The following is a 22,573-nucleotide window of genomic DNA, read 5'->3' on the forward strand; positions in this document are numbered from 1 at the left end:
AAGAAGGAATTAATTTGGCCTATCGCCAGCAACTATTACCCATGGAGAAAGTCTTTCGTGACCCGGTCCATGATTACATTTATATCCAACATCAAGTCATTCTCGATTTGATCAACACCTCGGAATTTCAACGACTGCGCCGTATTAAGCAACTCGGTACGACCTCGCTGACCTTCCACGGTGCAGAACACTCCCGCTTTGGACATTGCCTCGGTGTTTATGAGATTACACGCCGTATTTGCGATAACTTCGAACGTAACTACCCGACCCAGGCCCCTGGTGACGGTGGTTGGGATGATCACGAGCGATTGGTCGCACTATGCGCCGCCCTGTTACACGATATCGGTCACGGGCCATACTCACACACATTCGAGCACATCTTTCACACCGACCATGAAGCCCTAACTGTTCAGATTTTGACATCACCTGAAACCGAGGTCAATCAGGTCTTACAGCAAGTCTCGCCTGACTTCCCGGCCCAAGTTGCGGCCGTCATTCAAAAAACGTACCCGAATCCCCAAGTCGTCCAGATGATTTCTAGTCAAATCGATGCCGATCGGATGGACTACCTACTGCGAGATTCGTACTTCACGGGTACGAATTACGGCAATTTTGATTTGACCCGTATTTTGCGCGTTATGAAGCCGTATCAAGGCGGCATTACATTTGCGATGGAAGGCATGCACGCGGTCGAAGATTACATTGTCAGTCGCTTCCAGATGTACATGCAAGTCTATTTCCATCCAGTATCACGTTCCATGGAAGTCATCCTAGATCGCCTACTGGAACGGGCTAACGATCTTTATCAAAGCCACGCGGTCGACGCTGAAGCCACACCAGTGATGTTATTGCCGTTTTTCAATAATAACTTTACGTTACACGATTATTTACGGTTAGACGATGGCGTCTTAAACACTTATTTTAGCCATTGGCGTGATAGCCGTGATCAAATTCTCGCTGACCTAGCAACCCGTTTCTTAGACCGGCGTCCCTTAAAATCAGCACGAGTCGATGCAACGACTCAACCGCTAATTCCAACGTTACAAAAATTAATTGAACAAGCCGGCTTTGATACGCACTACTACACTGACATCAACGACAGTTACGATCTCCCTTACGACGCCTATGATCCTAAGATGAAGAAGCCGCGTACCCAGATTGAACTGCAACAAAAAGACGGTTCCTTACTAGAACTATCCACCGTCAGTGACCTAGTGCGAGCCATCACCGGGAAAGTCTCTGGCGATCAGCGGTTTTTCTTTCCAAAAGAAATGCTCAGCAAAAACGCCGAAAACGATTTATTTAAACCAATTTACCAAGAATTCCAGCAATATATTTTAAACGATCGTCTGGTCGTACCACACTAATTTTGGAGGAATTATTATTATGTCAGTCAAGCTTATCGCCATCGATATGGACGGCACCTTACTCAATGAGCACAGCGAACTAAATCCCGCAACCGTTCAAGCGATTAACGCCGCTAACGCGCAAGGAATCAAAGTCGTCATTTGTACGGGACGGCCATTAAGTGGCGTCACGCCCTTTTTAAAGCAACTTGGAATCGCTGGTGAAGATAATTACGTCATTACTTTTAATGGCTCAATGGTTCAGACAATTACTGGCAAGATCATCACAGGACTTACTCTGTCACATGACGATTATATCGACATTGAAACGCTCAGCCGAAAACTCAATATCCATTGTCACGTTGAAAGTGAAGACCATATCTACACCGCCAATCGAAATATCAGCCCTTATACGGTCGGCGAAAGTGCACTCGTCAATATGCCGATTCGGTTCCGGACGCCCGAAGAAATGCGCCCAGACTTACCAATCGTCAAGTGCATGTTCATCGATCACGGCCCACTACTGGATGCAGCCATCAAGCAATTACCAGCGTCATTCTCCAAACGCTTTACCATTGTTCGCTCAGAAGCGTATTTCCTAGAATTCATGAATCCCGCCGCTAGCAAGGGTAACGCCCTAGCCACGTTGACCGACCATCTGAACTTAACTGCTGATGAAGTCATGGCGATTGGTGATCAAGGTAACGATTTGAGTATGCTGCGTTACGCAACCAACAGTGTTGCGATGGGTAACGCCATTGATGAGGCCAAGCAAATTGCCCGTTATGAAACCAAGACTAACGTTGAAGACGGGGTCGCACACGCCATTAACACTTGGGCACTCGCCTAAGCTACTATTTTTCAAACTAATTCAAGCAACGCTAATGGCTCGTTTTTAACGTGCCGTGAGCGTTGCTTTTTTATCACTGTTATGACCGTTACCCAGCGTTTTCTAAACAATCCAGTCAAGCAAAAAAGTGACGATCAGTCATTACCTGATCGTCACTTTTTAATGCTGGTTATTCGAAACTACCAGTTGCACTATTTTCCTTAGTAACACTACCACTATCCGGATAATAACGATAAGTATCCGTTACTGTCTTGGAAGCAGAAGAACTAGACTCATTCGTCGCATAGATTGCGGTAATCTGATAATAAGCACTAGTCTCCTTAGTAATATTAAATTCGGTATCCGAAGTAAACGTAACACCGGACGCATCCTGAAACTGTTTGATGATCGCCGAAGTTGTCAGCTCTGAAGAACTACTGCTGGCAGACGCGCTGCTATTCGACGAACTTGTCATCGTTGAACTATCGGCACTAGTACTACTCGTACTGCTTGAAGACGTCCTACTATCACTCGCACTAGCCGCAGAACTCGAACTGACAACCGTTGAGCTATCACTACCAGAACTAGTTGATTGCGACGCCTCATAATTCATAATGGCTTGTTTCATTGCCAAAGCTTTTTTCTGTAATTTTTTGATAACCGGATGTGTGGCTTGCACATCGTCCAACTTATCAATATTGGCCTTCGCAGTGGCCAAATCATGAATACTTAATTCATCACGGGCAGCGTTATAGTAACCATTGGCTAGCTTGACCGCCTGGTACTGCTTGACGAGCTTTTGCCGAGCAGCAATAAAACTGGCGTCAGTCGTGCCATCATAACTACTTAACGTGTCAAAATAACCCTTTGCTAGACTGAGCTGATTATTATCAAGTGCTTCTTCAGCTTCCTGATAATACTTTAACCCAAGGGCTAACTTTTTGATCGCTGGAGTTGATTCAGAAGCACCCGCTAAAGTCTTCTGGGCAGCGGCAATTTTTTGTTGCGAAATTTGCTGATCAGCTTTGGTTAAAACGGCCGTTGTACTGTTACCAGTTGCGGTCGTTGCCGAACTTGCGGTTACGCCTCCGGTATTTTTGGCACAGCCTGAAAGTGTAATCAATCCAATCAGGACGATTACAAACAGTGGCCAAGATGATCGATAGGCATGATCCACGGCAAACCCCTCCTTTTTATCATTCTCCATTATACCATTAATCGCAATGTCAGTTTTTTCAAAGCTCCGAGACGCGATTATACTAAATTAACCTAACTAACGCCGCCACGTAATAAGCCGTTAAACCAAGTACCGCCACTAAGTTGGCCCACCGATACATCACAATTAAGGCCAAGTATTCCCGAAACATAGCAAATGGCAAATAATACAGTGGGGTGTGCGCCCCGATTCCCGTTAAGTTCAGGTGCAGCTGCCGAGCAAAAATATTAGCCCGTAAAACGTGATAGCCGCTCGTGACAATCACGGCGCGATAAAACGGTTGCTGCCGCACAATTAGTGCGTGCGAAAATTTTAGATTCTCAATCGTCGACGTTGACTGATTTTCTTCTTGAATGGCGTCTCTGGGAACCCCCTGATCAACCAAGTACTGCCGCATTGCGGTACTCTCAGCCATGACTTCATCAGGCCCCTGACCACCCGAAACAACGATCGTGATTGGCTGATGATAACGCGCCCGCTGCGCCCGGTAGTACTTCGCTGCCGCCTGAAGCCGATATGCTAGTGTTCGCGTTGGCTGGCCGTTCGGCATCAATCCCGCGCCTAAGACGATCATGTAATCGATTTGTCGGTGCCGACCCAACCTGGTCGTGACGCAAGCTAATAGGTAGGCGAAAAAGCTGAACGCAAAATACGCCGTCAATAATAACGCCAGGCCTAAGAACTGCCATAAGCGCCGTGAGTGCCAAACGCCTAAGTTGATGACTGATAGGATCAACATTATGACTAATACGCCACCGACGATTGCTAGCAAGCTGTAATGAAACGCCCAGCCCTCCTTGCGAATCAATCGGTAACTATACCTGACAAAACTAATGCCCACAATCAAAATTACAATTGGCAACAACGTATAAGCCAAGATTTTTGCACCGACCAACATGAATTGCCAAGTAGGACTTGCCTGCGCACTGAATCGATGGTAAGCGCTTAACAAAATGCCAATGACTGCAATCAAAAAAAGATGTCCCGTTAACCAATGCCGCCGGTCCGTCAATTGCAAGGTCAACGCACTAGCAAGGGCCAAACTACCCCAATAAAACGGTGTCATCGCAACACCCCCTTAACTTATATTGTAATCATTTTAAGGATTCGTGCTAGTGTTTATGGATAAAAAAAGGACGCCGGTAGCCCGACGTTGGTCCGTTATCCGTTCCGCGCCATCACCTAATTAATGTTGAAGCACGCCAAAACGAAAGATTCGTTGATATACGGCGTCCAGTCCAACTTTGACTAGGTCACAATGCCCACCAAACAACACCTTTACTCTATCACTTTTAGAAATTACTGCAACTTAAAAAGCGTCAAATCAGCAATTGCCAATTTGACGCTTCGTCAATTAATTTTCTTCGTTATGGAAACGATTCTTAAATAATGGACTAACTGGTTTATTTTCATGGATAAACTTGATTGCTTGACCCATTAATTGACCAACTGAAACTTGTTCGATCTTATCGATTCGCTTAGCAGCTGGTAATTCAATTGAATCCGTCACAACTAATTTCTTAATTGGTGACTTTTCAATCCGTTCGATGGCAGGACCAGACAGAACTGGATGCGTACAACTGGCGTAAACTTCAGTTGCTCCCGCATCAACCAGTGCCTGTGCACCTAAAGTAATCGTCCCAGCCGTATCGATCATATCATCGATCATGATGGCCCGCTTACCCTTGACATCACCGATAATATTCATAACTTCGGCAACGTTGGCCCGTGGTCGACGCTTATCAATAATCGCGATTGGTGCCTTCAAGAATTCAGCTAATTTACGTGCCCGAGTCACACCACCATGGTCAGGTGAAACAACCACAGCATTTTCATCCAAGTGGTGGTTCAGGAAGTAGTCAGCTAACAGTGGCGCACCCATCAAGTGATCCAACGGAATATCGAAGAAGCCTTGAATTTGGGCAGCATGAAGATCGAGTGCCAAAATCCGTGTTGCACCGGCTGTTTCCAGCATGTTTGCAACTAACTTAGCAGTAATTGGTTCGCGAGAACGTGCTTTCCGATCTTGACGCGCATATCCGTAATAAGGAATAACCACGTTAATGGTCTTAGCACTCGCGCGACGTAGGGCGTCAATCATGATCAATAGTTCCATCAAATTGTCATTAACGGGAGCGGAAGTTGATTGAATGATATAAACTTGATCACCACGAATACTTTCCTCAATGTTAATGCGAATTTCGCCATCACTAAAGCGATCGACCGAAGTCTTACCCAACTTAACCCCAACGGCGTCCGCGATTTTTTCTGCCAATGGTTTATTTGAATTCAAAGCAAAGATTTTTAACTTTGGATCAAAATACTGTTCTGACATAATTTCCTCCATTCGAAAATTTATTACTTACTAAATAATAGGCATTTTGCTAGTGAAAATCAAGTCCCAACAACAAGGCAAAATTGCGTGAGACTGGGCTGGAAGCACGACTTTCGGCAATCTAAGCCCCTTCGTGATTAAAGATTAAAGTTTCGTGAGCCCCGATTACCGAACAATCTTAGTTAATGAGACCGCTATCAGTTGTAATTGGTACTGACACACGCATTGCACTAGTTATTGTCTTAGTTGGTACTTGACCGCTGCCGTTTCTCGCGTTCAAAAGTAGCCAGTACTAGAAGTCGGAATAGAGCGCACACCGGCTGACGAACAGGAATCTACTAGACTGTTCAGTTATCTAAACACACTTAGTGGTGCTGATTTAAATAAGTCACGACATCGCGCCCCAAGCGATTCATCCCTTGATATTGTTGGTACTGCTTGCCATTCTGGGCCATGACGACAATGCTATAAGTGCCTTGTTTGGTCTTAAAAATGGCCGCGTCGTTTTGGACACCCTTATCGGGATATTCACCAGTTTTATTATAGACCGTGACGTGTTTAACTAAGTATGGTAGCTTGCTGTGGTTGCGACAGCCCTTAAGTAAGGTCAGCATCTTCTTATCATACGTCTTACCTAATAACTTATGTTGATATGTCAGCGTTAAAAAACGAGTTAGATCAGCCACCGACGTGTAATTATCGCGTCCCCAGCGTAGCGCATTCGTATCAAGCATATACCGTTGTAAAACCGTCTGCTTGAATCGATAATGCTTAATGGCCGCATTAACGCCCCTGAAGCCCCCCGCACGTTTGATTAACCGGTTAGCCGCGCTATTATCGGAATTATGAATCATTAATTTCAAATCATTTTGATCTTGCTGTGTTAGCCGTAACTTTCGTTGTTGGACCCGTCGATAAATCGTCAGCATCACATAAACTTTGATCGTACTAGCAGAACGTTGACGAGTCATGCGCTGATTTCCCGTTTGCACGGTTAGTTTTCGTCGACCTAATCGGGTCACCTTGACCGACCAGCGCCCACCCAGCGATTTCAAATCCCGTTGCGCGATTTTTTTAACGGCTGTTTGCTCACTTTTAACACTAGTTGCGTGTACTGGTAATGCCAAGCTCCAACCGCCAAGCAATGCCAGACCACAAACAAGGCCGCGAATCCACTTCTTCGTCTGCATCCAAATGCCTCCAAACTTCCCCGTCCCGTAAACTCCTCGCCAATTATACCAATTCCGTGACTTAATTAAAATCACTCAGTTGCCCTGAACTGACACAGTCAAATCAACTTTATCCTATTTAGCAGCTAAATAGCCCTTATTACACCACAAGTCACGCCGATGAGCTAACAAAAAAAGACCATCCCAGCAACAACGCACTTGGATGGTCTCTGAATTCAATTATCAATGATAATAATTACATGTTTTCTGGTTCATGTGGTAAACGGCCCCAGAAGTCGGGCTTGTTCGTCTGACGTGCCCGGGCAATTGCCATATCATGGAAGTTAACATCATCAGTAATGGTCGAACCAGCCGCGATAAACGAGTGGTCAGCCACTTCAACTGGCGCAATGATGTTCGAGTTACTACCAATAAAGGCGGAATCGCCGACATTCGTGTGGTGCTTGTTGACTCCGTCATAGTTAACGAAGACCACGCCACAACCAACGTTAATATCTTGACCTAACGTTGCGTCACCAACATAAGTCAAATGGCCGACCTTGGTCCGATTACCGATCTTAGCCTTCTTGACTTCGACAAAGTTACCAAGATGGACGTGTTCACCAATCTCAGCTTGCGGCCGCAAATGGCTATACGGGCCAATGTTGCTGTCAGCGTGCATGATGGAATCTTCCAAGAAGGAAGCCGTCACCCGAACACGATCTTCAATCACCATGTCATGGATCTCGGAGTGCGCGCCGATGAAGCAATCTTCACCAATTGTCGTATGGCCCTTGATCAAGACGCCTGGTTCAATAATCGTATCAGCACCAATCTTAACGCCCGCATCAATATAGGTATCGTCAGGGTTGATAATTGAAACTCCATTTTCCATATGCTGCGCGTTGATCCGTTGTTGCATCACTTTAGTCGCTTGGGCTAGAGCTGCACGGGTATTTACCCCCATTGATTCATCAAAATCATCCATTTGATAGGCGGCGACCACATCACCCTGATTCTTCATGATCTGAATCACGTCAGTCAAATAATATTCGCCCTGTGCATTATCGTTGGTCACTTCATGTAAGGCGGCAAACAACTTCTGATTATCGAAGCAGTAGACCCCCGTGTTAATTTCATGAATTTCTTGTTCTTCCTTAGTCGCATCCTTTTGTTCTACAATCTTTTCAACGATGCCTAACCGATTGCGAACAACCCGGCCGTAGCCTTGAGGATTAGGTGCCTTGGACGTTAAAATCGTGCCAGCAGCACCCTTAGCTTGATGATATTCAAATAATTCTTCAAAAGTTTCAGCTTTAAATAAGGGTGTGTCGCCACTGACGATCAGCGTCATCCCATCCGCATCTTTTAAGAGCGATTCGGCTTGTAATACTGCGTGACCGGTTCCTAATTGTTCCGTTTGAACCGCGTACTCAGTTCGGTCGCCTAAGGCTGCTTCCACATCTTTGGCACCGTGGCCTACAATGGTCACGATATTTGCTATGTGGGTGGCTTCAACTTGGGTCAAGACGTGGTCGACCATAGATTTGCCACAGACCTGATGTAATACTTTGACTAGCTTGGATTTCATCCGGGTCCCTTTACCAGCGGCCATGATGATTGCATTTTTGGTTGTCATTACAAATTACTCCTTAGTCCTCAGATAAGTCCATCATATCAAAAAACTGGTCTGGATAACACACCAGGCTAGACTTCCGCACCGAAAACCTTCTCCAAATAGTTACCAGCAACGACTTTAATCGCCTTGTCACTATCACTCACGTTGGTTACTCGTAATAACGACGTGTAGTCATCGATTAAACGATTGCCAACAAAACTGGCTTCGGCAAAAACGGTGATGCCAATTAAATTAGCATCAAATTCTTCAATCAAGGTCTTCATCCCGTTGATTGTGCCGCCGCCCTTCATGAAATCATCCACGATGAGCACGTTGGCGCCTTCCGTTAGGCTTCGCTTAGAAAGTTCCATCTTCTTGATCCGTTCTGAAGAACCCGAGACATAGTTCACACTAACGGTCGAGCCTTCCGTAATTTTAGAATCATTGCGGACAATCACAAACGGCACATTTAAATAAGTCGCAACACTTTGGGCAATCGGAATTCCTTTAGTTGCAACGGTCATAACAGCGTCGATTTTTTGATTCAAGTACTGAGTCGCAATCACCCGACCCACTTGGCGCAAAATATCTGGTTGGCCTAAAATATCAGATAAATAAACATAGCCACCCGGTAACACCCGACTCTTGTCGGCAACCTTGGTGGTCATCTCGTCAATAAATTCTTGGGCCTCTTCCTTTAAAATATAAGGAATAAACCGCGCACCACCAGCAGCACCGGGAATGGTTTCCAAGATTCCTGTTCCCCGAGCCTGAAATACTTTCTTCAAAATCGTTAAATCTTCACTGATTGACGACTTTGCGGATGCGTACCGTTCCGCGAAGTATGTCAATGAAACTAATGTATGGGGACGTTCCAACAAATAGCGCGTCATATCTATTAAACGTTCGCTTCTACGTACTTTCATAACTTCCACCTCAACCTAAATCTCATTTTTAAAGTCTATGCAAAATGATAACACAAACGTTCGGAAATAAGCTAATTTTTTCACATTTTTTTACTAAACCATCGGAATTTCTTAATATGTTTGCCAATATTCTGGTCAGTACACCTAATAATGGACGAATTTGAGAACAATAAACTAGAATGGACCAAATCAGTCATCAAAATCACCCATAAATAACAGCAACGGATGTACAACTCAGTCGGTACAACAAAAAAGCTTTCAAGAAGTAGTTAACCACTTGAAAGCTTGCTTATCAGTGACAGTCAGATAACTGCCCCACACAATTTTTTTGATTATCAGTAACGGTATCAACAGCTTAACTACCAACGCGCAACCGCTGATAACCCAGCGCGGCAAAGTAGAAGATACACTCGATTGCAGCGATGAAGAAACTGACTGGTAAATTCGTGACGTAACTCAAGTACAGCCCCAGCCAAACCCCAATCAACGCGAAACCAATCGCTAGAAAAATCATCTTGCTAACCGTATGGACAAAGTATCGCGCTGCCGCTGCTGGTAACGTGAGTAAGATAAAGATCAGTAATGACCCCACAATTTGGGCAGCCACGCTGACGCTCATCGCAACGAGTACCAAGAAGACCACTGAGATGCCGGTCGTCCATAAGCCGCTCACCCGGGCGCCAATCGCATCGAAGGAATCAAATTTGAGTGGCCGGTACAAGCCCAACATCACGAGTAGGACGATGGCCGATAAGATTGCGACCCGGATGACATCCGCACTGGCAATCCCAATCACACTCCCAAACAGGATGCTCGTCGCATAACTCGAAGTTTGATTAGATAACGACAGGAATAGAATCCCTAAGCCGATAAACAGAGCGGAAATTGCAGAAATCGAGGCTTCGCGTCGTGATTGTTTCACACTCATCTGCCCCACGATGACCGAACTAATCACGGTAAAAATCAGCATCCCACTCAACGCGGTCCAGCCCATAAAAATCCCGAAGGCTGCACCGGCAAACCCAATTTCAGACAGTGTGTGTGTCAGAAATGAGAGGTTCCGGGCAATCACGAAAACGCCAATCGTCCCACAAATAATTGCAATAAAGGTTCCTGCTAAGTAGGCATTTCGCATAAATACTAAGCTAAACATTGACATTAGTGGCCTCCTTTAATTGCTCTACCGACATATCAGCGATATTGCCAAATTGCTGGTGGCCGGGCTTTAAGGCCAGATAATGTTTGGCGTATTGCTTCGCTAATGGCAAGTCGTGCGTCACAAAGAAGACGGTAATGTTGCTAGTTTGGTTTAAGTTCTGAACGAGGTCCAACAATTCATACTTCATTTCATTGTCCAGACTAGCCGTCGATTCGTCTAAAATTAATAGCTGCGGTTGTTGCACAATTGCTTGTGCTAAGTAAGCCCGCTGCTTTTCACCACCAGAAGCCATCCCAAGCGGTCGCTGACGGAGTTTCTTCAAATTGGTCACGGCTAATGCTGTCGCTACCTGACGATGTTCAGCTCGAGACAGCCACGGCTGCCACCCTTTTAGGTTCAGCCCGACAAAGTCCTCAATCGTTAACGGATACTCCTGGTCTAAGTTGCGAAATTGGGGCACATAGCCAATTTTAATGGCTTTTTTATTCGGATAATACTTAATTTGACCGGCTGTTGGCTTCAGCATGCCAAGCAAGGCGCGAATTAAAGTGGTCTTCCCCACCCCATTTTCACCAATCACGGTCAAAAAGTCACCTTGTTCAATGTTAAAATTCAAATCTTTAAACACCTGGTTGTTTGGAAAGCCAATTCCAAGGTGTTGGACGGCAATTAACGGTTCCGTCATAACACTACCCCAACTTTCTAAATTAAAGTAAATCGTAATGATTACTATTTTAGTTTACCTGAATGCGGTGATTTGTCAATACCTGAGCTCAAAATGCCGCAATCATTACCAGCCATGGCAATCATCGGGGGCCTAATCAAATAACACCTTGACCACTAGTTGAATGCGCTTGTCACTAAGACGAGATTGCAAAAAAAAGACCGTTTTTACCGTTAAGCCGGTAAAACACGGTCAATTCATGTTTATCATTACTTTAATTTAAGGGGGCTTAAGCCAACCCCGCCTGCTCATGTAAGAATTCATCCAACACTTCTTGATAGCGATCCGGGTGCGTTCGGATGGCTTCAACGTGACCAGCATCGGGGTCGATATACAGGCCCTTTTGTTGTGGCAACTGGTCGTACAAGGTATGTGCATTGCGAACAGGCACCGTCTGATCCTTGGAACCATGAATCATCAAGATCGGTAACCCGCCATCAATCACCCGTTGCAGAATCCGGCCATCCTTAAACCCATAGCCCGCGCGAACGTGTGCTAAGCGATTCGCCACCGGCATAATCGGATAGGCTGGCAAGTGGAACTTATGAGTCAGTCTGAACTTCGCTTCATCATAAAGATCCGCATAACCGCTATCCTCCACAATAGCTTTAACATTCTCCGGTAACGGCTCACCACTAGTCGCCATGACCGTGGCGGCCCCCATCGAAATTCCCATCAATACGATGTCAATATCCAGACCTAATTGACTAAGCGCCATCGTAATCCAACGTTCATAATCTAGTCGGTCTAGCCAACCATAACCAATCGTATGGCCTTGACTATCACCAAATGACCGGGCATCAGGCATTAAAACGTCATACCCCAAGCTCATAAAGATGCGCGCATACGGAATCATTTGTTCGCGCGAATGTCCTAGACCATGCGCCAAAATCGCCAAGCGGCCAATTGTTTTCGGATTAGGGATATATGTTGCCACTAAGTTCAGCCCATCAAAGGACTGGATCATCCACTGCTGTTTAGGCTGCTTGAAATACCAAAAATTCTCAATTTCAGTGTTTTCTGCCCGCGAACGTTCGCGGCCCTGCTGCTTCTGTGCGTCACTCACGTGCATCGCGACTTGATACGCCGCTAAGCCACCAAGTAACGTTCCCGCATAAGTTGCAGCACCAATGACGCCCGCCAATTTCAATCCAAATTTTGTCGACTGCTTCATCCGAACACCTCCGTTACTCCTTATTTAATCATAAACGCGCATAAATTGCTTACAAAAAGAGATTACGTTGTCCGAATAACCTATGATGCGTTGAAGGCAACGACCATCTTCGTGTGTCAACCTGCAAGCAAAGCCGCGGCTACTCGCATTCCGGTGCCAATTGCACTGCTACACCATCTCTGGCTGGACACAGGTCGTGATGACAAATGGCTCAGCGCTACCGTTTAAGCGTAGCAGTAAATTAGAGACTCGGCTCACCTAAGCCCGTACCAATAAAAAAAGCCCACCATCACGGCGGACTACTGCGGTCTAATGTTCATTTAAATTAACCGGCCGCACAAGGTATACTTCCCGACAAAAACCCTTCAAGGAATTATACACGCGTTGCGCCCGCGATTGTTTGCGACACACACCGAACACAGTTGGTCCGGTGCCGCTCATCTGGGCCGCATCCGCCCCAAACGTTAACAATTGCCGCTTGATCTGTAAAATCTCGGGGTAGCGTTTTGCCGTGATTGGCTCTAAAACGTTGCCCATATTCGCAAAAATCTCCGCGAAATCCTGCTGTTGAATACCAGCCAACAAGGCCTCAATATTGGGATGCTGGTCGATGCGCTCGTAATTGACCTGCCGCAAAATATTTGGCGTTGACACACTGACTTTCGGCTTCGCTAGAATAATCCACATCGGCGGCAACTTAGGTAGCGGGGTGACTACATCGCCTTTTCCCGTCACGTGGGCCGTCTGACTGTAGACACAGTATGGCACATCTGAATCTACTTGCAATCCCAAACGTGCTAACGTGGCTAAGTCCAAGTGGAGATTCCACATCCGGTTCAAGCCCCGTAAAACAGCGGCGGCATCAGATGAGCCGCCTCCTAGACCAGCCGCTACCGGAATGGCCTTTCTTATTTTGATACGGACACCCCGATCAACATGACAATACCGTTTTAAAACGCTCACCGCTTGAAAAGCTAAGTTACGGCGATCATTCGGCAAAAAGCCACTATCGGTGACCACTTCGATTCGGTTCGTATGCAATGATTCTAACATGACATAGTCGGCCAGATCGACCGACGTCATCACCATGTCCCACTCTTTATCCCCATTTGGATGTTCAAATAAGGTATCCAGTCCTAAATTGATTTTGGCCGGTGCTTTTTCAACGATCTGCACGCGTCTCACCCTCTTCCATGACCGCGATTACCCGGGGTCGCTGACTTACTTTGATACAATTATACTAATATCAAGGCAAAATAAAAAGACCTTGCTTGGGGGTCTTAATATTGAGAATTCACGAGACGCGAATTAAGCTTCAGTTGTTTCATCATCAAAAGCGATTTGAACGTTCTTTGTCAGAACATCAGTATAACTGTAGGAGACCCGTTCAAATGCGTTTTCTTGTTGATCTAAATCCACAACGAACACCGAACGATAAGTTTCTTTCAAGATACCGTGGCGTTCAGTTGTTTTCTTACGGCCAGCCTGGGCAACGACCTTCATGCGTTGGCCGATCCGTGAGTCAAGTTTATCTTTAATTGCAGCTAGTGAAATTGGCATTGAGAATCCTCCTCATGAAAGACACTATACTAGCTTTTCACAAAAAAGTCAATATTATATCACAAGGTTTTCTAATGTGCAACCATTTTATAAGCATAGATAACTTAAAGTAAGTCAGCCTGATGTAATGCATCCGTCAATGTAATAAATTCATCGACCGTCAACCGTTCGGCACGAATCTTGGGATCAATTGTCGCGATATCAAGAGCCTGTTGAATGGCCGTCTTCGTCTCAGGTTGTTTACCAAATAGGCTTTGCAAATTATTCCACAGATTTTTCCGACGGTGCGCAAAGCCCGCTTTAACGACCTTGAAAAAAGCTGCTTCGTCAAATGGCACGTGTGTCCGCGGTGGCAATGCCGTCAATTTCACGATTGCAGAATCGACATTCGGTGACGGCACGAAAACCGTCCGGGGAACGACCATCGCCATCTCAGCAGCCATCCGGTACTGCACAGCAATCGTTAACGCACCATACGCCTTCGTACCCGGTTCAGCTGCCAAACGGTCGGCAACTTCCTTTTGCATCATCACAACAATATTTTCAAAAGCAACGTCCCCCGCCAAAATGTTCATCAGAATAGGCGTTGTAATATAATACGGTAAATTGGCGACGAGCTTCAACGGCCGCTCGTTATCTAAATGTTCACTGATCATCGCGGCTAAGTCGGCCTTCAAAATATCTTGGTTAACGACCGTTACATTGTCATAATCAGCTAGTGTCTCATCCAAAATTGGCAGTAACCGATCATCGATTTCAAAGGCCAGGACGTGGTGCGCAGCCCGTGCCAAATACTCAGTCAGTGCCCCGATCCCAGGGCCAATTTCAATCACGTTATCATTGGTTCCAATGTCAGCAGTGGCAACAATGTTGTGTAACACGTTCTGATCAGTTAAAAAATTCTGTCCTAAACTCTTCTTAACTTGTAACCCGTACGTATGCATAATTGCCCGTGTGCGGGCGGGATTCGCAATATCTAAATCTCTACTCATCATTTCTCCTCTGTGGTTAGTTGGTCAACAGCCGCCCAAAAATCAGCTGGCTGAATTTGAAATAGTTGCAACCGTTTGGGCAGTTGTTTACCGTTGACGTATCCGATACCTAAACGTTCACCCAATTGTTCGCGTCGTTGACGCGCCGTGGGACCAGCTAGTAAGCCCGCCGCAATCAAATCATGGTGACTGATCAACTGTTGGGGCTCGTCGATTTGCTCCGTATATAGATGGGCGAGTGCAGTTTGAATCGCCGCTGGGCTCGCGTGTTCAACGCCCAGGCTCCCCCCAGCCTTAGTTGGTACACCAGCTTTGCGGGGCAAAAAGGCGTGCTTGACACCCGGAACAGCCGCCGAAATCGTCTTCCGAATACGTTCACCGGAAAAGTCTGGGTCGGTGAACACGATTACGCCGCGACTGGCCTGCAACGTTTTGATCTGGGCTAAGGTGGCTTCGGAAATCGCCGAGCCATTCGTTTCAAGTGTATCTGCATCGACAGCTAGGGCGAGACGCTTCGTGTCATCTTTCCCTTCAACCACAATTACTTCTTTAATCTTTTTCAATCTTAAAAAATTCCTCTGCATTTTGATAAGTTTGGGCCGCTATAATTTCCGGCGTCGTTTCACGTAACTTGGCAATTGCTTCAACAACGTACCGCGTGTAACCGGGTTCGTTCTGCTTTCCCCGGTATGGTTCCGGTGTTAGATAAGGGGCATCCGTTTCAACCAGCATTTGCGTTAGTGGCGTTTGCTTGACGGATTCATGGACTTCACGCGCATTCTTAAATGATGCGACACCACTATAGGAGATATGCATACCTAAGTCCAAGAACCGTTTGAGCCACTCAGGGTCACCATTAAAGCTATGCATGACGCCACCCGTGTCACGAATATCAGCTGCTTTCAAGATCTTATAGGTATCTTCGAAAGCATCACGATTGTGCACGGAAATTGGCAATTGCATCTCTTTAGCAATGGCGACTTGGCGGGCAAAGACTTGCCGCTGAACGTCTTGTGGCGACGTATCCCAATGGTAGTCCAGCCCAATCTCACCTAACGCGACGACTTTCGGGTGTTGGACTTGTTCAATCAACAACTTTTCAGCCGCCTGATCATAGTTTTTGGCATCTTCCGGGTGCCAACCAACAATCGCGACTAACTGAGGATACGTTTCCGCCAGTTTAATCGCATCGGCGTTCAGTTGTGTATTCGAACCAACGATTGCCATCCGCGTAACATCAAGGTCAGCCGCTTGTTGTAAGTAACGTGGCACTTCCTGGATGAATTCTTCACTATTTAAATGGGTATGAGAATCAAAAATCCGCATGTAATAACCCCTTTTCGACTTTTGTTATCTTAGTTGATTTTACCATGGGACGCAAGTTTTCGGAAAAGAAGACGGTAATTCTAAAATAAAAAGCCCGGGTTCCCCCAGGCTTTCAAGCAAAATCAATGACGTACACGCTGCCAATACAGCCCCGCGTACACCACCGTCATCACCAAGCCAACTGCCGCTACCAAACTCAATCCTAAGCCACTTAAAGCGACCTGCATTGGTGACCAATAGTTGACAAGCCAATTCACTAGCAACGCGCCCAGCAGACTGGCCGCGGCTAAGACTAAACCGAGACTACCGTATTGCACAGCACTAAAGCCGAAGTGCGTTTCAAAAATAAACGGCGCTTCAGCGTAATAACTAAACAAAATACCATTAATACCACTAATCAATAGGCCGTAACACCAGACCACGGGATCGTGCAATAACCGTGAAACGACAACGCTTTGTTGCCGCCAAGAGGCCACTTTGACCGTTTCTGGTCGAGTCTCTGGCAAGCAACACCCCGCGTACAACAGTATTACGACTGCTATCATGATCAAGACCGAGAAGACATGCTGATAGCCGAACACAGTCTGGACGCCACCTCCGATGAGTGGCCCGAGAGCGGGTGATAGTGCCATGGCCGCACTCACCTTCGCAAAGATTTTTGCACCAGTAACACCCGTAAAGCTCTCACGCATGATAGTCTGTGTCACAACCGAACCAGCACTAGCACCGAAAGCTTGGATCAAGCGGCAAACCAATAACCAAGTAAAGCCCGGGCTCAGATATAACCCTAAGTTACCAATCAAATAAAAGGCTAATCCACCTAACATGGCATCACGGCGCCCGCGATAGTCAGCATATTGCCCCCAGAAGAGCACCCCAACTGCAAAAGCCACAAAATAACTGCTCATGGTTAGCTGGCTGTGGCTGGCGCTAACGTGCATTGCCTGACTGAGCGCTGGCAAGATCGGCGTAAAAATTGATTCACTGATTTGTGGAAAACCCACTAATGTGATTAACAGTAATAATGATGGCACTTGTTTTTGGACGTTTTTCATTTAATTAAGTCTCCTAAATTTAATTAATTTTCGGAAAAACGTCCTTTTCCATCTACGGAGACGCATACGAGAATCTGTTCATATTTCATATGTTCTCACCTCATTTCTTGTTCGTACTACTGTACGGGAGATTAACCCATTTGTCAAAAACAACTAAAATAACAATTGAATTACAAATAAAAAATCGAGCTCACTAGTCAGTGCGCCCGATTTTTTATTCAACATTTAGTTTTTACGAAATCAATGATCCGTTTACCATATTATCTGGTACCGTAATTAATTGCACCTGACCGTCGTGTTCTGCTGACAGTAACATGCCTTGGCTCATTTCACCACGAAGCTTCCGTGGCTTTAAGTTACCAACGATGATAACCTTCTTGCCAATCAGTTCTTCCGGTTCTGGATACCACTTAGCAATACCTGAAAGGATTTGGCGATGATCAGCATCTCCTGCATCTAAACGGAATTGTAGGAGTTTGTCAGCCCCTTTCAATTTCTGCACCGTAATGACTTCAGCAACTTTCAATTCGACCTTGTCAAAATCATCAATGGTAATTGCTGGTTTAGTGAGGTTCAAATTAGTCTCAGCTGGGTTCCAGCCTTGTTCGACTTCAGCTTCATGTTTCGCGTTTTCCATGGCTTTACGCCCCTTCTGTTTGTCGGATTTCGTCATCTTACCCTTCAAGAATTCAACTTCGGCATCCATATCGACCCGTGGGAAGATTGGGGTTCCCTTAGCAACGACTTGTGCGCCAGCCGGCAAATCAGCCAGTTGTAAGTCGGCAATTGCTAAAGTTGCTGGGTCCAACCCTAATTGGGTAAAGATTTCCTTAGGTGCATGCGTCATGACCGGACTGATCAAACTAGCAATCACCCGCAAACTAGCTGCTAAATGGGCCATCACACTGGCTAACTTATCAGCATCATTCGCATCGTCACTCTTAGCTAATTGCCAAGGTGCCGTTTCATCAATATACTTGTTCGTCCGACTGACCAACTTCCACACTTCAGCCAGCGCATCCGATAAATGCAGGCTGTCCATGCAAGCGTTGAAGTTCTTAATAGTCGTGGCAGCTGTGGCTTCTAAGTCAGCGTCAAATTCAGTCACACCGGCTTTGAATGCTGGTAATTGACCATCTTCATATTTATTGATCATCGCAATGGTCCGGTTCAGCAAGTTTCCCAAGTCATTAGCCAAGTCATAGTTAACCCGCGCCACAAAGTCCTCTGGTGTGAATAAACCATCGTTACCATAAGGCATGGCTTTAACTAAATAATAACGAAGCGCATCCAAGCCGTAACGTTCAACCAATGTTTCAGGATAAATCACGTTACCCTTAGACTTGGACATTTTGCCGTCCTTCATCAATAACCAACCATGACCAAAGACCTTCTTAGGTAATGGTAACCCGAGTGCATGCAAAATAATTGGCCAGTAAATCGTATGGAAGCGCACGATTTCTTTACCAACCATTTGAACATCGGCAGGCCAGAACTTGTTAAACAAGTCTTCGGAGTCGCCGGTTGCGTAACCCAGTGCCGTAATATAGTTTGTCAGGGCATCAATCCACACGTAAACGACGTGCTTAGGATCACTCTTGACAGGGACACCCCAAGTAAAGCTCGTCCGAGAAACGGCCAAGTCTTCCAGACCTGGTTTAATAAAATTATTGATCATTTCGGTCATCCGATTAGCTGGTTCAATAAAGTCAGGATGACTTTGATAATAATCTAACAACCAATCTGCGTACTTACTCATCTTAAAGAAGTAGGACTGTTCTTTAACAAGTTCGACTTCATGACCACTGGGCGCCTTACCACCAATAACCTTGCCGTTATCATCACGGAAAACTTCAGCCAGCTGCGTTTCAGTGAAGTATTCTTCGTCATCAACGGAGTACCAGCCTTCGTACTCACCTAAGTAGATGTCACCATTTTTAAGTAACCGATCGAAAATTTCTTGGACTGCGCGTTCATGATAATCATCGGTGGTCCGAATAAACTTGTCATTAGAGATTTCTAGCAATTGCCATAAATCCTTGATTTGTTTTGCCATCCCATCAACGTATGACTTCGGATCAGTGTTCAATTTTTCTGCTTTTTCTTCAATTTTGAGGCCGTGTTCATCCGTCCCGGTTAAGAAGTAAACATCGTAACCCATCGCACGTTTGTAACGTGCTAAAGTATCGCACGCAATTGTCGTGTATGAATTACCGATGTGCAACTTCCCCGAAGGATAGTAGATCGGCGTCGTAATATAATAAGTTGGTTTTGTTTCTGCCATGACGTAAATTCCCTTCAAACTGGTTTATGATTAACTCGTTAAGCATGTCTTTGATTAAAATCCATGAACAAATCACACGCGTCCAAACAACACGTCTTGGTCTAAAATAACATGTTGCTGGGCCAATGTGTAGAATCTCTTATATTGTATCATATTTCCTGTGTTTATTAAGAAACACTAACAAAAGAGTTCTCCACACGCAAAGATCGTGGCAGACTAGTCAACTGTGCACCATGCTTCAAATGGCCCAACCAACCACCACAAAATAACCGATTAAAATCACGAGTTGATTTTAACCGGTCATTTATTGGTAATCTATTATTATTCAACAACCCACGAATATCGGGCCAGCGCTTCACGAACGACTTCCGCGATCCGGCTATCGTCCGGCCGACACCACTTATAATCATAAACTTCCGAGTCGACTTTGAGCGCGCCACTCCCCGCAACTAAAAAACAATTTAACTCGACTATTTTTCCCGGTTGATTATAGGCCACACCACGGTGGGTGAAGGCCCACTTAAACCGATCTGGCGACACAACTAATGACAACTCTTCTTTTAATTCTCGCTGCAGAGTCTGTGTTAGCGTCTCTCCCACACCAACCTTGCCACCAGGAAAATAATAGGCTGTGTTTTTTGATTCCCGTGTTAATAAGACTTTTCCATCAGCGCAGAAAACCCCATTTGCGCAAATAATATCCGGTTGCATACCCAATCCGCCCCAATCTATATTTTTATGACCTAACATTCGATTCTCAACAACACTTCAACCTGCCATAACTATCTGCAACTCACATAGTGGCAGGCAACTACTTAGTTGCTTGAACTGAAGTCAGTGTATCTTAATCACGCACTTTTCTCAATCACCCTAATTCATCTAAGAATCATGAATTAAGGTACTTATAACTGTCTAGTTTTAAGGCAGTCCAAGCCATCGTATCCACGACCAACGGATAATTATTACCAAAACTAAACAGGGATTTACATAAACTACTTCTTGACTTTACACTAACTTTACTTCCAAATGATGTATCCCAACCGTTCGCTTTCAAATCAGATGGCTAAGTCCATATTGATTAGCTAAGGTGTAAGTGCCAAAAAATGTAGCGGCAGCTCACATTATTGAATGTCCGAACTGCCGCTACATTTTTAGTTGTCCTGATTCATCAATTAAAGAATATTCAACCGTACGACCAAATTTCAACGGTTCACGGTCATACTGACTGTATTGATTCAACATAGTAATTCAACTGATAACTCGTTCAATTAAGCAAAGTATCACATCAATCACTCATAAATTATTTTAAAACAAGTCCAGTTGATGCGGTCCTAAATCACCAAACGAAACGCCTAGCAACTCTTTGAGTGCCATCGCGTTATCGGCCGCGTCACCACCAGAATTATTATTAAAGATGACGCAAACCTCGTCCGCCTGCTGTTGTAACTGTTCCACCGTTTGCTTGAATTCAGCTAGTTCTTGATCACTATACCGATATAAAGTCCGTTGGCTACGCCAGTTAGCGCCCTTGGCTGACCAGCCCTGCTGGTTACGACCATGTAAGCGTAAGAGTGCCAACTTCGAATTCGTTACGACCGACTCGAAACTAACGCCATCATTTAAAGCGTGCGGCTCATCGACAATCACATGGGTAATCCCCAGATCCTTCAGAAAACTAAAGACCGCATCTTTGACACTCTCCTCGTACCAACTCTGGTTACGAAATTCGACTGCGATTGGAACACCGGGTAACCACTCGACCATCCGTTGTAGGTAATGGAAGTTGCGGTTCGACCGTTCAAAGAACGGCGGAAATTGGAAGAGCACCGCTTTTAATTGCTGGTGCTGCGTTAACGGTTTGAGCATCGCACGGTATTCCCGATAAGCTGTCTTTAGCGCATCCATCGAGACCCCTTCGTCATAAGTGTCATGCAGCGTCATCACCTGATTTGCTTTCAAAACAAACTGAAACTTATCAGGGACGGCCTTTTGCCACTTCGCGACCGTCGTCACTTTCGGAATACCATAGAATGGCGTGTCCACTTCGACGACTGGTAGGACTCCCGAATATTCAGTTAAGGTCAGCTTTTCAGTACCACCCAGTAAACTAGGGTGTTCCGTCCAAGTTGTTAAGCCAATTGTTATCATCAGACCTGCACCCCCTCGAAGAAGTCGACCGCATCTTGTTGCACCATCGTAAATGCAAATGGCAACTGGAGCGGTTCCGCATTGATTGCAAGCACTTGAGCCTTCGGATTACGATAGTCAATTAGGCCGGCGAACGGGTACACCCGAAACGAGGTCCCACAAATAACGACTAGGTCAGCCTGTTGTAAATATTGAACTGCCCGTTCGATATTGGCACTCGCAATCCCCTCGTCATACAACACCACGTTAGGCCGTAAGTAGCCATGGTCTGTCTGATGGTAAGGGGACTTCAAATACTCATGCCAATCGACATGCTGACCACACTTGGTGCAGTAAATCTGATAGAGATTACCGTGAAATTCAACGAGCTGAGCCGTTTTAGCCACCCCATATAAATTATCAATATTTTGTGTAATCACACTGGCCCGCCCTTGCCGAGTCAGTGCCGCCATCTTTTGATGAATCACATTCGGTTGGGCGTCTGGATAATATAAATTTGATTGTAAATATTGATAAAATTCCAGCGGATGCTCCGCCAAAAACGCGTGGCTTAAATAATATTCCGCGTTATGGTGTTCGGTATACAGTCCATTTTTAGACCGGTAATCGGGAATTCCCGAGGGCGTCGAAACGCCGGCCCCCGTCATAAAAACGATATGCTGAGCTTGTTGTAAAGTTGTTTGTGCTGCTGTAATGTCACTCATTCTGACAT

20 protein-coding genes and 1 pseudogene are annotated in these 22,573 nt (G+C 45.5%); 2 read left to right on the forward strand and 19 right to left on the reverse strand.

Going from position 1 to position 22,573, the window contains the following annotated elements; translation table 11 throughout:
* The first annotated feature begins 14 nt into the window (after nt 1-14).
* On the forward strand, nt 15-1,367 hold the full coding sequence (locus tag ACWQAU_RS00260; RefSeq protein ID WP_003643832.1) for an HD domain-containing protein: 1,353 nt from the start codon (nt 15-17) through the stop codon (nt 1,365-1,367).
* 19 nt (nt 1,368-1,386) lie between these two features.
* Nucleotides 1,387-2,196: a sugar-phosphatase gene (yidA, locus tag ACWQAU_RS00265; RefSeq protein ID WP_015379810.1), complete on the forward strand. Its 810-nt coding sequence runs from the start codon at nt 1,387-1,389 to the stop codon at nt 2,194-2,196.
* 169 nt (nt 2,197-2,365) lie between these two features.
* On the opposite strand, the gene ACWQAU_RS00270 is transcribed toward yidA, so the two are convergent.
* The 19 genes and pseudogenes from ACWQAU_RS00270 to ACWQAU_RS00360 all read right to left on the reverse strand — a co-directional run bounded on the left by ACWQAU_RS00270 (nt 2,366) and on the right by ACWQAU_RS00360 (nt 22,565).
* A complete protein-coding gene (locus ACWQAU_RS00270) occupies nt 2,366-3,352 on the reverse strand; it encodes a hypothetical protein (protein ID WP_015825144.1) in 987 nt (328 codons plus the stop codon).
* An 82-nt stretch (nt 3,353-3,434) separates the two neighbouring features.
* Nucleotides 3,435-4,457 (reverse strand): YdcF family protein, encoded by a 1,023-nt coding sequence (locus ACWQAU_RS00275; protein ID WP_015379808.1) that lies wholly within the window; start codon nt 4,455-4,457, stop codon nt 3,435-3,437.
* A 288-nt stretch (nt 4,458-4,745) separates the two neighbouring features.
* Nucleotides 4,746-5,726 (reverse strand): ribose-phosphate diphosphokinase, encoded by a 981-nt coding sequence (locus tag ACWQAU_RS00280; RefSeq protein WP_003643830.1) that lies wholly within the window; start codon nt 5,724-5,726, stop codon nt 4,746-4,748.
* Nucleotides 5,727-6,091: 365 nt separating this feature from the next.
* The gene (locus tag ACWQAU_RS00285; protein WP_011101017.1) at nt 6,092-6,916 is read right to left on the reverse strand and encodes a serine hydrolase; all 825 of its coding nucleotides are present in this window, start codon (nt 6,914-6,916) and stop codon (nt 6,092-6,094) included.
* Nucleotides 6,917-7,151: 235 nt separating this feature from the next.
* Nucleotides 7,152-8,534, reverse strand: coding sequence for a bifunctional UDP-N-acetylglucosamine diphosphorylase/glucosamine-1-phosphate N-acetyltransferase GlmU (gene glmU, locus ACWQAU_RS00290; protein WP_027821489.1), 1,383 nt, complete (start codon nt 8,532-8,534; stop codon nt 7,152-7,154).
* Between the two features lie 68 nt (nt 8,535-8,602).
* Nucleotides 8,603-9,439 (reverse strand): pur operon repressor, encoded by an 837-nt coding sequence (gene purR, locus ACWQAU_RS00295; protein WP_003642030.1) that lies wholly within the window; start codon nt 9,437-9,439, stop codon nt 8,603-8,605.
* A 355-nt stretch (nt 9,440-9,794) separates the two neighbouring features.
* Entirely contained in the window at nt 9,795-10,592 is a 798-nt protein-coding gene (locus tag ACWQAU_RS00300; protein WP_003646500.1) for a metal ABC transporter permease, read from the reverse strand.
* Nucleotides 10,585-11,283 (reverse strand): metal ABC transporter ATP-binding protein, encoded by a 699-nt coding sequence (locus tag ACWQAU_RS00305; protein WP_003642023.1) that lies wholly within the window; start codon nt 11,281-11,283, stop codon nt 10,585-10,587. The genes ACWQAU_RS00300 and ACWQAU_RS00305 overlap by 8 nt, the downstream gene beginning before the upstream one ends.
* A gap of 268 nt (nt 11,284-11,551) precedes the next feature.
* On the reverse strand, nt 11,552-12,496 hold the full coding sequence (locus ACWQAU_RS00310) for an alpha/beta hydrolase (protein WP_003642022.1): 945 nt from the start codon (nt 12,494-12,496) through the stop codon (nt 11,552-11,554).
* A gap of 309 nt (nt 12,497-12,805) precedes the next feature.
* On the reverse strand, nt 12,806-13,672 hold the full coding sequence (ispE, locus tag ACWQAU_RS00315) for a 4-(cytidine 5'-diphospho)-2-C-methyl-D-erythritol kinase (protein ID WP_003643828.1): 867 nt from the start codon (nt 13,670-13,672) through the stop codon (nt 12,806-12,808).
* Between the two features lie 132 nt (nt 13,673-13,804).
* Nucleotides 13,805-14,056: a Veg family protein gene (locus tag ACWQAU_RS00320; RefSeq protein ID WP_003642020.1), complete on the reverse strand. Its 252-nt coding sequence runs from the start codon at nt 14,054-14,056 to the stop codon at nt 13,805-13,807.
* A 104-nt stretch (nt 14,057-14,160) separates the two neighbouring features.
* Entirely contained in the window at nt 14,161-15,051 is an 891-nt protein-coding gene (rsmA, locus tag ACWQAU_RS00325) for a 16S rRNA (adenine(1518)-N(6)/adenine(1519)-N(6))-dimethyltransferase RsmA (protein ID WP_003642019.1), read from the reverse strand.
* On the reverse strand, nt 15,048-15,611 hold the full coding sequence (gene rnmV, locus ACWQAU_RS00330; RefSeq protein WP_011101014.1) for a ribonuclease M5: 564 nt from the start codon (nt 15,609-15,611) through the stop codon (nt 15,048-15,050). The genes rsmA and rnmV overlap by 4 nt, the downstream gene beginning before the upstream one ends.
* Nucleotides 15,598-16,374, reverse strand: a complete 777-nt coding sequence (locus ACWQAU_RS00335) for a TatD family hydrolase (protein WP_003643825.1) — start codon at nt 16,372-16,374, stop codon at nt 15,598-15,600. The genes rnmV and ACWQAU_RS00335 overlap by 14 nt, the downstream gene beginning before the upstream one ends.
* Nucleotides 16,375-16,532: 158 nt before the next feature.
* Nucleotides 16,533-17,429, reverse strand: a pseudogene (locus ACWQAU_RS00340) (multidrug effflux MFS transporter); the annotation flags it as partial.
* Nucleotides 17,430-17,661: 232 nt separating this feature from the next.
* The gene (gene metG, locus ACWQAU_RS00345; RefSeq protein WP_003643823.1) at nt 17,662-19,713 is read right to left on the reverse strand and encodes a methionine--tRNA ligase; all 2,052 of its coding nucleotides are present in this window, start codon (nt 19,711-19,713) and stop codon (nt 17,662-17,664) included.
* Nucleotides 19,714-20,034: 321 nt separating this feature from the next.
* Nucleotides 20,035-20,424 (reverse strand): NUDIX hydrolase, encoded by a 390-nt coding sequence (locus ACWQAU_RS00350; protein ID WP_024971611.1) that lies wholly within the window; start codon nt 20,422-20,424, stop codon nt 20,035-20,037.
* Between the two features lie 594 nt (nt 20,425-21,018).
* Nucleotides 21,019-21,861: a DUF72 domain-containing protein gene (locus ACWQAU_RS00355; RefSeq protein WP_027821490.1), complete on the reverse strand. Its 843-nt coding sequence runs from the start codon at nt 21,859-21,861 to the stop codon at nt 21,019-21,021.
* A complete protein-coding gene (locus tag ACWQAU_RS00360; RefSeq protein ID WP_027821491.1) occupies nt 21,861-22,565 on the reverse strand; it encodes an NAD-dependent protein deacylase in 705 nt (234 codons plus the stop codon). Before ACWQAU_RS00360 ends, ACWQAU_RS00355 begins: the two co-directional genes overlap by 1 nt.
* Between the last annotated feature and the right edge of the window lie 8 nt (nt 22,566-22,573).

This window comes from Lactiplantibacillus sp. 3062 (assembly GCF_055413545.1).

Bases quoted from the DNA above. Each gene is read 5' to 3' on its own strand.
- yidA (WP_015379810.1), top strand. From the start codon at position 1,387: ATGTCAGTCAAGCTTATCGCCATCGATATGGACGGCACCTTACTCAAT.
- ACWQAU_RS00275 (WP_015379808.1), bottom strand. From the start codon at position 4,457: ATGACACCGTTTTATTGGGGTAGTTTGGCCCTTGCTAGTGCGTTGACC.
- ACWQAU_RS00280 (WP_003643830.1), bottom strand. From the start codon at position 5,726: ATGTCAGAACAGTATTTTGATCCAAAGTTAAAAATCTTTGCTTTGAAT.
- ACWQAU_RS00285 (WP_011101017.1), bottom strand. From the start codon at position 6,916: ATGCAGACGAAGAAGTGGATTCGCGGCCTTGTTTGTGGTCTGGCATTG.
- glmU (WP_027821489.1), bottom strand. From the start codon at position 8,534: ATGACAACCAAAAATGCAATCATCATGGCCGCTGGTAAAGGGACCCGG.
- purR (WP_003642030.1), bottom strand. From the start codon at position 9,439: ATGAAAGTACGTAGAAGCGAACGTTTAATAGATATGACGCGCTATTTG.
- ACWQAU_RS00300 (WP_003646500.1), bottom strand. From the start codon at position 10,592: ATGTTTAGCTTAGTATTTATGCGAAATGCCTACTTAGCAGGAACCTTT.
- ACWQAU_RS00305 (WP_003642023.1), bottom strand. From the start codon at position 11,283: ATGACGGAACCGTTAATTGCCGTCCAACACCTTGGAATTGGCTTTCCA.
- ACWQAU_RS00310 (WP_003642022.1), bottom strand. From the start codon at position 12,496: ATGAAGCAGTCGACAAAATTTGGATTGAAATTGGCGGGCGTCATTGGT.
- ACWQAU_RS00320 (WP_003642020.1), bottom strand. From the start codon at position 14,056: ATGCCAATTTCACTAGCTGCAATTAAAGATAAACTTGACTCACGGATC.
- rsmA (WP_003642019.1), bottom strand. From the start codon at position 15,051: ATGATGAGTAGAGATTTAGATATTGCGAATCCCGCCCGCACACGGGCA.
- ACWQAU_RS00335 (WP_003643825.1), bottom strand. From the start codon at position 16,374: ATGCGGATTTTTGATTCTCATACCCATTTAAATAGTGAAGAATTCATC.
- metG (WP_003643823.1), bottom strand. From the start codon at position 19,713: ATGGCAGAAACAAAACCAACTTATTATATTACGACGCCGATCTACTAT.
- ACWQAU_RS00350 (WP_024971611.1), bottom strand. From the start codon at position 20,424: ATGCAACCGGATATTATTTGCGCAAATGGGGTTTTCTGCGCTGATGGA.
- ACWQAU_RS00355 (WP_027821490.1), bottom strand. From the start codon at position 21,861: ATGATAACAATTGGCTTAACAACTTGGACGGAACACCCTAGTTTACTG.
- ACWQAU_RS00360 (WP_027821491.1), bottom strand. From the start codon at position 22,565: ATGAGTGACATTACAGCAGCACAAACAACTTTACAACAAGCTCAGCAT.